The 11,822-nt window shown below is 59.3% G+C and carries 14 protein-coding genes (1 of these 14 running past the window's edge); 13 read left to right on the top strand and 1 reads right to left on the bottom strand.

The features are described 5' to 3' along the window. Positions 1-3: 3 nt before the first annotated feature. The 12 genes from urtC (at position 4) to ACR2R1_RS10120 (ending at position 10,023) form a co-directional block, all read left to right on the top strand. On the top strand, positions 4-1,089 hold the full coding sequence (gene urtC, locus ACR2R1_RS10175; protein ID WP_434113996.1) for an urea ABC transporter permease subunit UrtC: 1,086 nt from the start codon (positions 4-6) through the stop codon (positions 1,087-1,089). Beyond that, positions 1,086-1,901 (top strand): urea ABC transporter ATP-binding protein UrtD, encoded by an 816-nt coding sequence (gene urtD, locus ACR2R1_RS10170; protein ID WP_434113993.1) that lies wholly within the window; start codon positions 1,086-1,088, stop codon positions 1,899-1,901. The genes urtC and urtD overlap by 4 nt, the downstream gene beginning before the upstream one ends. Beyond that, entirely contained in the window at positions 1,901-2,680 is a 780-nt protein-coding gene (locus ACR2R1_RS10165) for an ABC transporter ATP-binding protein (protein ID WP_434113991.1), read from the top strand. Before urtD ends, ACR2R1_RS10165 begins: the two co-directional genes overlap by 1 nt. Positions 2,681-2,792: 112 nt before the next feature. Next, positions 2,793-3,377: a HupE/UreJ family protein gene (locus ACR2R1_RS10160; protein ID WP_434113988.1), complete on the top strand. Its 585-nt coding sequence runs from the start codon at positions 2,793-2,795 to the stop codon at positions 3,375-3,377. A gap of 9 nt (positions 3,378-3,386) precedes the next feature. Continuing rightward, a complete protein-coding gene (locus tag ACR2R1_RS10155; RefSeq protein ID WP_434113986.1) occupies positions 3,387-4,211 on the top strand; it encodes an urease accessory protein UreD in 825 nt (274 codons plus the stop codon). 223 nt (positions 4,212-4,434) lie between these two features. Continuing rightward, the gene (ureA, locus tag ACR2R1_RS10150; protein WP_086132804.1) at positions 4,435-4,737 is read left to right on the top strand and encodes an urease subunit gamma; all 303 of its coding nucleotides are present in this window, start codon (positions 4,435-4,437) and stop codon (positions 4,735-4,737) included. 12 nt (positions 4,738-4,749) lie between these two features. Beyond that, positions 4,750-5,055, top strand: coding sequence for an urease subunit beta (locus tag ACR2R1_RS10145; RefSeq protein ID WP_156880726.1), 306 nt, complete (start codon positions 4,750-4,752; stop codon positions 5,053-5,055). Then, the gene (gene ureC / locus ACR2R1_RS10140) at positions 5,052-6,776 is read left to right on the top strand and encodes an urease subunit alpha (RefSeq protein WP_434113982.1); all 1,725 of its coding nucleotides are present in this window, start codon (positions 5,052-5,054) and stop codon (positions 6,774-6,776) included. Before ACR2R1_RS10145 ends, ureC begins: the two co-directional genes overlap by 4 nt. Before the next feature lie 10 nt (positions 6,777-6,786). Then, the gene (gene ureE, locus ACR2R1_RS10135; RefSeq protein WP_434113980.1) at positions 6,787-7,227 is read left to right on the top strand and encodes an urease accessory protein UreE; all 441 of its coding nucleotides are present in this window, start codon (positions 6,787-6,789) and stop codon (positions 7,225-7,227) included. Then, positions 7,202-7,891, top strand: a complete 690-nt coding sequence (locus tag ACR2R1_RS10130) for an urease accessory protein UreF (protein WP_434101546.1) — start codon at positions 7,202-7,204, stop codon at positions 7,889-7,891. The genes ureE and ACR2R1_RS10130 overlap by 26 nt, the downstream gene beginning before the upstream one ends. A 10-nt stretch (positions 7,892-7,901) precedes the next feature. Further along, positions 7,902-8,522 carry an urease accessory protein UreG gene (gene ureG / locus ACR2R1_RS10125; RefSeq protein WP_086135683.1) on the top strand — a complete coding sequence of 207 codons (621 nt, stop codon included), beginning with the start codon at positions 7,902-7,904 and terminating at the stop codon, positions 8,520-8,522. 463 nt (positions 8,523-8,985) lie between these two features. Beyond that, the gene (locus ACR2R1_RS10120) at positions 8,986-10,023 is read left to right on the top strand and encodes a cytochrome-c peroxidase (RefSeq protein ID WP_077731681.1); all 1,038 of its coding nucleotides are present in this window, start codon (positions 8,986-8,988) and stop codon (positions 10,021-10,023) included. A gap of 123 nt (positions 10,024-10,146) precedes the next feature. On the opposite strand, the gene ACR2R1_RS10115 is transcribed toward ACR2R1_RS10120, so the two are convergent. After that, the gene (locus tag ACR2R1_RS10115) at positions 10,147-11,415 is read right to left on the bottom strand and encodes a hypothetical protein (RefSeq protein WP_086135682.1); all 1,269 of its coding nucleotides are present in this window, start codon (positions 11,413-11,415) and stop codon (positions 10,147-10,149) included. Positions 11,416-11,723: 308 nt separating this feature from the next. Here ACR2R1_RS10115 and tyrS point away from each other — a divergent pair, with 308 nt between their 5' ends. Beyond that, positions 11,724-11,822, top strand: the 5' portion of a protein-coding gene (gene tyrS, locus ACR2R1_RS10110) for a tyrosine--tRNA ligase (protein ID WP_133718865.1). The gene runs 1,110 nt beyond the window's last position; only the first 99 of its 1,209 coding nucleotides appear in the window; the start codon lies at positions 11,724-11,726; its stop codon lies beyond the right edge, outside the window.

The raw sequence follows: 11,822 nt of genomic DNA, 5'->3' as shown, positions 1-11,822 counted from the left end.
TCCATGGCGTTCGGTTTATTGCGGAAATCGACGGTTGACGTTCCGTTTCTGGCGGTGCTGGCGGCCATAACCGTGCTCGTTCCGCTAGCGAATCTGGCCTTGCCGGAATCGTCGCCCTTGCACCTTTCGACTTACACCGTGACCTTGGTGGGCAAATACTTGACCTACGCACTACTGGCGCTGGCCGTGGACCTGGTTTGGGGCTATTGCGGCATCCTGAGCCTCGGCCACGGCGCTTTTTTTGCCTTGGGCGGCTATGCGATGGGCATGTATCTGATGCGGCAGATCGGCGAACGCGGCGTGTACGGCAATCCGGTACTGCCGGATTTCATGGTCTTTCTCAACTGGCAGGAATTGCCCTGGTATTGGTACGGCTTCGATCATTTCTGGTTCTCTCTCCTCGTGGTGGCTTTGGCGCCGGGCCTGCTGGCCTATGTGTTCGGATGGCTTGCGTTTCGCTCGCGGGTGACCGGCGTCTATCTTTCCATCATCACTCAAGCGCTGACCTACGCCCTGATGCTGGCATTCTTCCGCAACGAGATGGGCTTCGGCGGCAATAACGGCCTGACCGATTTCAAGGACATCCTGGGTTTCAATTTGCAGTCCGACGGCACGCGCGCGGCGCTGTTCGCGGCTTCGGCGATTGCGTTGATGGGGGCGTACGCGGCCAGCCGCCTGGTGGTCGAATCGAAGCTTGGTCGGGTGGTCGCGGCGATCCGCGACGCCGAAAACCGCGTGCGCTTCCTGGGTTATCGGGTCGAACAGTTCAAGCTCTGGGTCTTCGTCTTTTCCGCGGTCCTCGCTGGCATCGCCGGGGCCTTGTACGTGCCCCAGGTCGGCATCATCAATCCCAGCGAATTTTCGCCGCTGAACTCGCTCGAGATCGTCGTCTGGGTCGCGGTCGGCGGTCGCGGAACGCTTTACGGCGCGGTGGTCGGCGCGATTCTGGTGAATTACGCCAAGACCGTGTTCACCGGCGTGCTGCCGGAAATGTGGTTGTTCGCCCTGGGGGCGATATTCGTACTGGTCACCTTGCTGCTCCCCGAAGGCCTGACCGGGTTTTGGCGTCGAAAGGAGCAAGCCGCATGATCGCCGCAAAGGCGGAAATTCCCGGCGCTCCGGCGCATGACCAACCCGCCGCCGATCGCCGGATCGAGCCGGCGCACAAGCCGATCCTTTATCTGGAAGAAGTCACGGTTAGCTTCGACGGATTCCGGGCGCTTAACGCGCTGACCCTGTACATCGACGAAGGCGAGCTGCGCTGCATCATAGGGCCGAACGGCGCCGGCAAGACGACGATGATGGACGTCATCACCGGAAAGACCCGGCCGGACAAGGGTACGATCTATTTCGGCCAAACCTTGGATCTTTTGACGCTGGACGAGCCGGCCATCGCCGAAGCCGGCATCTGCCGGAAATTCCAGAAGCCCAGTGTGTTCGAGAAGCAAACCGTGTTCGAAAACCTGGAACTGGCCATGCGCACCGACAAGCGGGTGTGGCCGACCCTGTTCGCGCGATTGACCGGAGAGCAGCGGGATGCCATACACGAAGTGCTGGAGACCGTCGGCTTGGCCGCCCACTGCGACCGGCGGGCCGGCGAGCTGTCCCACGGGCAGAAGCAATGGCTGGAAATCGGCATGCTGCTGATGCAACAGCCCAAGGTGCTGCTCGTGGACGAACCGGTGGCGGGTATGACCCACCAGGAGACCGAGCGGACCGCCGAGCTGCTGTTGTCGCTGGAAGGGAAGCACTCGGTCGTGGTGGTGGAGCACGACATGGAGTTCGTTCGTTCCATCGCCCGTAAGGTCACCGTGCTGCACGAAGGTTCGGTACTGACCGAGGGCCGCATGGACGAGGTGCAGAACGATCCGCGAGTCATCGAAGTGTATTTGGGGGCCTGATGCTGAGCGTAGCCGCACTGAATCAATACTACGGCGAAAGCCACACGCTCTGGGATCTGAGCCTCGATATTCCGGCCGGGGCCAGCGTGGCCCTGATGGGGCGGAACGGCGTCGGCAAGACCACGCTGCTGAAATGCATCATGGGGCTTTTGCCCGCGCGCTCGGGCGAGATTCGCTATGAGGATCGTTCGTTGACCGCGCTCCGAGCGGAACGGCGCGCGGAACTCGGAATCGGTTACGTCCCGCAGGGCCGGGAAATCTTTCCCATGCTGACTGTGGAGGAAAATCTCAGGACCGGGCTTCGGGCGCGCGGCGACAAGTCCAAACGCATCCCTGAGGAAATCTTCGAGATCTTCCCGGTGCTCAAGACCATGCTGCGCCGCCGGGGCGGCGATCTTTCCGGCGGCCAGCAGCAGCAACTCGCCATAGGGCGGGCGCTGGTGCTGAGACCTAAGCTGCTGATTCTGGACGAACCCACCGAGGGAATACAGCCCAACATCGTCAGCGAGATCGGCGATGTGATAATCCGTCTGAACCGGGCGCGGGGGAAGGAGGTCCATTTCGAGAAACGCGAGCCGTCGATGGCGGACGAGATCCGCGATGCCATCGTGCTCGTCAACCGGGAAATGGGGGTAACGGTTCTCCTCGTGGAACAGAAACAGCATTTCGTAAAGCGCGTGGCCGACCGGTTCCTGGTCATGGACAAGGGACGCATCGTCGCCGGCGGAGCCATGGCGGAATTGACGGAAGATTTGGTGCGGCGATATCTGACCGTGTAGCTTAGAGTCCATCTCAGTAGCCCGTTCGCCCTGAGCTTGTCGAAGGGTTTTTGGGACCTACTGGGAAGGGCCTTGGTAGATCCATTACCGATTTCGATTTTTGGGAGAATTTATGAGTAAGCGGTTTTTCCACAGCCTGGCGGTTATCGTGAGCTTGGGCACACTGCCCGTAGGCGTGTTCGCCCACACCGGAGCGGGTTCGATACACGGGTTTACCGCCGGATTCGTGCATCCCTTCCTAGGACCGGACCATCTGCTGACCATGCTCGCAGTCGGTTTTTGGGCTGCCGCGTTGGGCGGTCGCGCCTTGTTGCTCGTACCGCTGTCCTTCGTTACCGTGATGGCGGTCGGGGCGGGTCTACAGCATTTCGGTTTGGTTTTGCCGTCCGCCGAGATGTCGGTGGCGCTTTCGGTCGCCGTGATGGGGCTGGTTCTCGTCGTCAACTGGCGCGCGGGCTACGGTCTCGCGGGCGCTTTGGCGGCGGGGTTCGCGCTTTTCCACGGCTATGTCCATGCCGAGGAGATCGGGCGGGACATGGGCGCGTTTCACTACGCCGGGGGATTTTTGATCGCGACCGCAGTCTTGCACGGATTGGGTATGCTGCTCGGTGCGGCCGTCGGCAGGCTCGATTTGCTGCGTAAGGCGCTCGGAGCGTTTTGCGCGGGGGTGGGGGTCTACCTTCTGGCGGGAAGCTAGGCGGCTCGCTTGTTGGCCCAAGAATTGGGAGGCCCCGGTTGGGCGGCGGAACTCAAGCTCGGTTTCGAATCCCGAGGCGACAGGACCGTCCTGGCGGAGCGGCGGCACCGCGGCCCGCTTGCGGTGCAAAGGCCGTTTTATCCGGAAGGCGGGGTTTGCCACGTGTATCTTCTGCATCCGCCGGGCGGCGTCGTCGGGGGCGATCGTCTGGACATTCGGGCAACGGCCGGAAAGGAGAGTAGGGCTCTGATCACCACGCCCGCTGCGGGAAAGTTCTATCGGAGCGAGGATATGCCGGCACGGCAGACGGTGCGTTTGGCGGTGAACGACGTCGCTGCGCTCGAATGGCTTCCGCAGGAGTCGATTTTCTATCGCGGGGCTCGCGTCGTTTCGGAGGTGGACGTGGACTTGGCGGAAACAGCGCGGTTCATAGGCTGGGAAAGCTTTTGCTTCGGCCGGCCGGCGAGTGGCGAAATGTTCGATCGGGGAAGGGCTGCGTTTCGCTGGTCGGTGCGGGTGAGCGGACGGCCGCTGCTGATCGAACGGTTCGAGGTGGATGAGGAGGTTTTGAACGCGAACTGGGGCTTGCAGGGGCAGCCGATAGCCGCAAGCTTGTTCGCCTATCCCGCGCTTCCGAAAAATCTGGAGTCGGTGCGGGCAATCGCGGGCGATCGAGCCGGCTTCGGAGCCACGCTGATCGACGGTTTGCTGGTGTGCCGGGCACTGGATAGTCAGATCGAACCGCTGCGCCGGCTGTTGGTCGAGTTGTGGCGGGCCGTTCGTCCGGACGTCATCGGCCGGAAGGCATGCTTGCCGAGGATTTGGGCGACTTGACGACCTTTGAATGTAGGGTGGGTTAGGCACGCTTTCCGATTACCTTTCCGGTTGAGACGCGAGTTTGATGCGTGCCGTAACCCACCGGCGACGTTCGGGGCAAGCTCAAAGGCTAATCTGGTGGGTTACGACGCGCACGAAGGCAGAGTAAAGGGAAGGGTCAAAGGAGGCGCGTCTAACCCACCCTACCCATGAATTTTCGTTTTTGAATGTAGTACCGGCCATGCAATTAACCCCACGCGAAAAAGACAAACTGCTCCTCTTCACCGCCGCGCTGCTCGCCGAGCGGCGCAAGGCCAAGGGATTGAAGCTCAATTACCCGGAAGCGGTGGCCTATCTCAGCGCCGCCATCATGGAAGGCGCGAGGGAAGGGCGCAGCGTCGCGGAACTGATGGAATACGGACGCACTCTGCTGAGCCGGGACGATGTTATGGATGGCGTGGCGGAGATGATTCCGGAGGTGCAGGTGGAGGCGACGTTTCCGGACGGCACCAAGCTGGTGACGGTTCACAATCCGATTTTGTAGGGGGGAGACTCGATGATACCCGGAGAAATCATCGTCGAAGACGGCGAGATCGAGCTGAACGCGGGACGCGAGGCTATTACCGTGGTCGTGGCGAATACCGGCGATCGGCCGATCCAGGTGGGCTCCCATTATCACTTCCTCGAGGCCAATTCGGCCTTGCGTTTCGATCGGGATCTGGCGCGGGGCTATCGGCTGGACATTCCGGCGGGCACTGCGGTGCGCTTCGAGCCGGGCCAGACGCGCGAGGTGCGGCTGGTGCCGTTCGCGGGCAAGCGCCGCGTTTACGGGTTTCAACAGAAGATCATGGGGGTCATATGAGCCGGATCGGGAGGCAAGCCTATGCCGAAATGTTCGGTCCGACCACCGGGGACCGGGTGCGGCTGGCCGATACGGAGCTTTTCATCCAGGTTGAGGAAGACCGGACGGTTTACGGCGACGAAGTGAAGTTCGGCGGCGGCAAGGTGATCCGCGACGGTATGGGGCAAAGCCAATGCACGTCGGAAACCGCGGTGGACACGGTCATCACCAATGCGCTGATCGTGGACCATTGGGGTATCGTCAAAGCCGATGTCGGCATCAAGAACGGGCGGATCGCCGGGATCGGCAAGGCGGGCAATCCGGACACCCAGGCCGGCGTCGACATCGTTGTCGGGCCCGGCACCGAAGTCATCGCGGGCGAGGGCCAGATTCTCACGGCGGGCGGCATCGACGCGCATATCCATTTCATCTGTCCGCAGCAAATCGAAGAAGCCCTGATGTCCGGCATCACCACCATGATCGGCGGCGGCACGGGCCCCGCAACCGGCACCAACGCCACCACCTGTACGCCGGGACCTTGGAACATCCATCGCATGCTGCAGTCGGTGGACGGCTTGCCGATGAACATCGGCTTTCTCGGGAAAGGCAATGCCAGTCTGCCGGAGGCGCTGGAGGAGCAGCTTCGCGCCGGGGCGATGGGATTGAAGCTGCACGAAGACTGGGGCACGACGCCGGCCGCTATCGATTGCTGCCTCTCGGTTGCCGATCGTTTCGACGTGCAGGTGGCGATTCATACCGACACCTTGAACGAATCCGGCTTCGTCGAAGACACGATCGCGGCGTTCAAGGGGCGCACCATTCATACCTATCACACCGAAGGCGCCGGCGGTGGCCATGCCCCGGACATCATTAAAGCCTGCGGCGAAGCCAACGTGCTGCCCTCCTCCACCAATCCCACCCGACCTTATACAGTCAATACGGTGGACGAACATCTCGACATGCTGATGGTCTGCCATCACCTGGACCCGAGCATTCCCGAGGACGTCGCTTTCGCGGAATCCCGCATCCGCCGGGAGACGATCGCTGCCGAGGACATTCTGCATGATCTCGGAGCATTCTCCATGATCTCGTCCGATTCGCAGGCCATGGGACGGGTGGGAGAAGTGATCACGCGCACCTGGCAAACCGCCCACAAAATGAAGATTCAGCGGGGATATCTCCCCTCTCCCTTTGGGAGAGGGGATGGGGGTGAGGGGCGGCACGACAATTTCCGCGTGAAGCGCTACATCGCGAAGTACACCATCAACCCGGCCATCAGCCACGGCATCGCCCACGAGGTGGGTTCGGTGGAAGTCGGCAAGCTGGCCGATCTGGTGCTGTGGCCGCCCGCTTTCTTCGGCGTGAAGCCCAGTCTCATCATCAAGGGCGGGATCATCGCCGCGGCGCCGATGGGCGATCCCAACGCATCGATCCCGACACCGCAGCCGGTGCATTATCGTCCCATGTTCGGGGCGTATGGCGGCGCGTGTCAGGCGACCTCGATGACGTTCTTGTCGAAGGCGGCGGCCGAGGCGGATATCGCGAAGCGGTTGGGGCTAAAAAAGCTCGTCGGCATCGTTTTGAATACCCGAAACATCGGCAAGGCAAGCCTGATCCATAACGATTACCTGCCAAAGATCGAAGTCGATCCGCAAACCTATGCGGTGCGCGCGGACGGCGTATTGCTGGCCTGCGAGCCGGCGAACGTGCTGCCCTTGGCCCAACGGTACTTCCTGTTTTGATTCTTGGGGCATGACTAGACTCACAGAATTCGCCCCGCCGGGAGCGGAGCATCACGACACCCTGACCCTGCTTTTCGAGGCCCGCCAGAAATCCCGTTTGCTGGTACGCCTGGACAGCGGGGCCGAAGCAGGCGTTTTTCTCCCTCGCGGTACCGTTCTTCGCGACGGCGACCGTTTGCTAGCCGATGATGGCCGCGTGGTGTTGGTGCGCGCGGCGGCGGAGCCGGTATCGGTGGTACGGACCGCCGATGCCCTATTGTTCGCACGCGCCTGTTACCACTTGGGCAACCGGCATGTCGCTTTACAAATCGATAGTGGGGAACTGCGTTATCTGCGGGATCACGTCTTGGACGACATGGTGCGAGGATTGGGGCTCACGATCGAGCATGCGTTGATGCCTTTCGAACCGGAACGTGGGGCTTATCATGGGGCTCACAACCATGATCACTGATCTGGGGCTGGTGAGACTGCTGCAACTGGTCAGTCCGGCGCTGCCCATCGGCATGTACAGCTATTCGCAAGGCCTGGAGCGCGCGGTAGAGGACGGTTGGATCGGAAATGAGCGGCAGGCGGGCGAGTGGATTGCCGGCATTCTCGAACGCTGTCAAACCAGAACCGATTTGCCGTGTCTGTCGCGCCTCTACGATGCCTGGGCTGAAGGCGATGTGGCCTCGGTCGAGCGCTGGAGCATCCATCTTCTGGCCTGCCGAGAGACGAGCGAGTTGCGGGCGGAGGACCGGCAGAGTGGACAGGCCTTGGTGAGACTTCTCGTCGGCTTGAGCGTCGAGAGGGCAGAGGCCTGGATACGGCACCCGTCCGCCACTCTCGCCACGGGTTTCAGCTTGGCGGCGGTAAGCTGGAAGATCCCGAAGTTCGAAGCATTGCTGGGTTACCTTTGGAGTTGGCTGGAAAACCAGGTTTTGTGCGCGGTCAAGCTCGTGCCCTTGGGCCAGGCGGCGGGACAGCGGCTGCTAAGCCAACTGGCGGAACATCTTCCGGAGCGAGTGAAGACGGCGCTCGATCTGAGCGATGACGAGATCGGCGGGAGTGCCTTCGGCCTGGCTCTAGCCAGCAGCCGTCACGAGGTGCAGTACTCGCGATTATTCCGTTCATAAGAGCAACGAAATGACTGATCAATATCGGCACGTATTGAGAGTGGGCGTCGGCGGTCCGGTGGGTTCGGGCAAGACCGCGCTGGTGGACGCCTTGTGCAAGCTGATGCGGGAGCGCTATGAGATTGGCGTGGTGACCAACGACATCTACACGAGGGAAGACCAGCAATTCCTGATCCGCAGCCAGGCGTTGCCCGAAGAGCGCATTCTGGGCGTGGAAACCGGCGGCTGCCCCCATACGGCGATCCGGGAGGACGCTTCGATGAACCTCGCAGCGGTGGATGATCTATGCCATCGCTTCCCGGAGCTGGATTTCGTGCTGGTCGAAAGCGGCGGCGACAATCTGAGCGCCACCTTCAGTCCGGAATTGGCCGATCTCACCATTTATGTCATCGACGTGGCCGCCGGGGACAAGATTCCTCGTAAGGGCGGGCCGGGCATTACCCGCTCGGATCTCCTGGTCATTAACAAGATCGATCTCGCGCCCTATGTTGGGGCTTCTTTGGACGTTATGGAGCGCGACGCCAAGAGGATGCGCGGCGAGCGGCCATTCGTCTTCACCAATCTCAAGACGGGCGAGGGACTGGAGAGCGTTGCGGATCTCGTGGTCCGCCAGGGGATGCTGCACGACTAGTGCGTTTTTATCTCGCTCATACGGCATAACAGGCTTGGCGGAAGTCGTTGGCGCCATCGGCCAGGGTAAATCGACTCAAGTATTCGTAGGTCGGCAATCCTTTGCCGACGGCGCCGCCGGGCCGATGGGTTCGTCGGCAAAGGATTGCCGACCTACTCGCGAGTTCCCGCAGGGTAGGTACGAAAATGCTCTGGTTGGTTGCCGCGGATCGTACCCTACCCTACCCTACCCGTCTTCTTTCGGCCTAAGCGATCCGCGTAGCGAAACCCTCGGCGATATTTCCCGCCTCGTCCGTTTCTTACCGTTCCGAAGGTTCGAGCCTTCGCGCTCGTGCGGTTCCGTGCTTCCGGTTGCAATTGTCAAAGTAATTCAATATAAGGGTTTTCCCCTATCTCCATAGAACGATGCGACGGCCTTTCCGTCGCCGAAGAACCCAATAAATAGAAGAGAGGAGCAGCATTCTATGTTTAAGCTGAATCTACTAATCAGTGCTCTGGCACTGGCAGGGGCGTCGATGACTGCTGCGGCGGTCGAGTGGCAAGCTTTGCCGGGCAAGGCGCCGGAGCCCGCGGATAATCCGAGCACGCCCGCTAAAGTCGAATTGGGCAAAATGCTCTATCACGACCCCCGTTTGTCCTCTAGCGGCACGGTGTCATGCAGTTCTTGCCACAATGTGATGGGCGGCGGCGAGGATAACCGCGGCGGCTCCGTAGGCGTGCGCGGACAGGTGGGTGGGCGCAGCGCCCCGACCGTTTGGAACTCTGCCTTCAATTCGGTGCAATTCTGGGATGGGCGGGCACCGAGCCTCGAAGCGCAAGCCAAGGGGCCGGTTACCAATCCGATCGAAATGGGCATGAAAAGCTGGGACGACGTGGTTGCTCGCTTGAAATCCATTCCGGGTTATGTACAGGCGTTTTCCGCTGCTTTCGGTGGTGCCGATTCCGTTACCGCCGATAACGCCGCCAAGGCGATCGCCGCCTACGAGCGGACGCTGATTACGCCGAACAGCGCTTATGACCGATACGTCAACGGCGATAAGAATGCCATGACCGCGCAGCAGGTGCGGGGCATGAATACTTTTGCCGAAGTCGGTTGCAGCAGCTGTCATTCGGGGCCCGCTTTCAATGGCCCGCAATTGCCTGAGGGCACGGGTTTCTTCATGAAGTTTCCCACTTATCAGAACGGTTATCTCGAGGCCCAATACGATTTTTCCAAGGATTTGGGCCGTTACGACGTGACCAAGAACGAAGCCGACAAGCACATGTATAAGGTGCCGACGCTGCGCAACGCCGCCTTGACCGCGCCTTACTTCCACAACGGCAAAGTCAAGAACTTGGAGGACGCCGTTAAAGTCATGGCCAAGCTTCAGTTGAACAAAGATCTGACGCCGGAGCAAACCGGGGATCTTGTAGCTTTCCTCAATGCTCTGACCGGCGAGTTCCCGAAACAGGAAATGCCGCGCCTGCCGAGCTATGCGGACAAGACGTTCAATTACGAATAACCGCAACGGTCGGCGTTTCGCAAAAAGCCAGCTCGTTTCGAGCTGGCTTTTTTATTTGCGCGCGCCGGACATCGCTATATTCACGACAGGGATAATTATTTCGTCTACGGCGCCTTAGGGGGATTACGGCTGATAGAGACTGCAAGCCAGGATTCGCTCTTCGATCTGCTGTTTCAACGCATTGAATTCGGGACTTTGGATGTCCTTGAAACGTTGCGCGAAATCGGCGGGACTCAAATTTTCCGGCAAGTCTTTGATGTTCGGCATAAACAAAGATTCGTCGGCACTCTGGCTCAGAATATTCTGTACTCTGCGTGCCTTTTCTTCCGAGCGTACTGCGGTCTTGCCGAACAGTGTGCCGGCATGATCGGCGGCTAAATCGGTGAAACTGAAACCGCTGCCACTGTGGGTATCATTCATTTCTTTGGCGAGGCCGATCATGTTCGCCAAGGTACTGTGACCGGACATCGCCAAAGCCGCTGACGCCATGAAGTGTTGGGCGGTATCCGTGCGACGGTTAAGGAGAACCTCGCGCCGGGAAGGAATTACCGGTTGGTGATTTAACGGAAGCCACTGAACGATGTTTTTACCGTTAACGTATGCGCTCAAAACTAAGATAAGCGCGCGGTTTTCCGCGATAGGGTCGCCGTTACCTTCCGATCTGCTCTTGGCCAAGGCGAATAGTTGTTGCATCAAAGAGCCGAGTCGTATGAATCGCTTCAGTTGTGATTGATTGATGGTTTCGGCGAGCTTGTCGTTGTAAACCAATAATCGCTCTTTATCGGCCAAATCCGTTATTAACCCCTTTGCCTGGCTCAATGCGTCGCGGTTCCAGTTGACAGCCACCTGTAGCTGCCCATCGACAATGCGGATTTCCTTGACCAATTGATGACCGACCTGGCTATATCGAAATAGCGGCGTAAAGTTCAAGAAACCGTTCAATAGCCATTTGACCACCACTCTGGGCATGGCCAAACGGCCGAGTTTGACCTGCTTGATGACCGCATGCGGTTCGGCGTCATCGGCGATGACTCTGAAATTGAGAAAAAGCGGAATCAAATTTGTCGGCAATCGAATGGTTGCAATGAGTTTCAATCGGTTTTTTCTGATCGTGCAATTGGCATGGCCTTCGAATTTCTTTTTAAGTAGAGCGAAGTTAGCGGCGGCGGTCAGATCGTTGGCCGTCAGAACGATCAATCGCTCAGGATTGTCAGTCTGCGTGAGCTGAACCGTCGTGCTGAGCAGTTGACGAGTTCTGGCCAGATACTCGTAGGTGGGATCTTGGTTCGGCGGCACCAATGGCTTGGTTTCTATGCTCAATGCGAGCAGAACGAGAAGCGTCAAAACCGCCGGAATGACGAGATAGCGGCTAATAAAGTGAACTTGAGTCATGGCGCGAGGTAGAGAATCAGGTTGGTCAAATTATCTATCTACCTGCTGGCGAAGGTCCTAAACGTTGTATGCTCGATCGATTGTATTTGTTAGGCGGTTGCTGGCACTGGTATAGAATCACCCATACTTCGACAAGTCTAATGAAAAATGCTCCAAATCGCACGGACGATGAGCGGGTTTCATTGACATCCGCAAGCGAAGCATCGATCCCGCTTGTGCACACTTCAAACCAATTCTGAGCGACGCAAATCTGTCCGCTGTTTTACAATTCGTGGTTTTTTATCCAAAACGATCAACAGGGTTTCTCTATGTCTGTCGACGAAGCATTAGCATTGATTGGACGAGGCACGGCGGAGATCATCAGAGAAGATGAACTAATCAAGAAATTGGGCGAAAGGCGCCCTCTG

Source organism: Methylocaldum sp. GT1TLB, assembly GCF_051027445.1.
Lineage (GTDB): Bacteria > Pseudomonadota > Gammaproteobacteria > Methylococcales > Methylococcaceae > Methylocaldum.
This window is presented reverse-complemented; position numbering and strand designations above follow the sequence as displayed.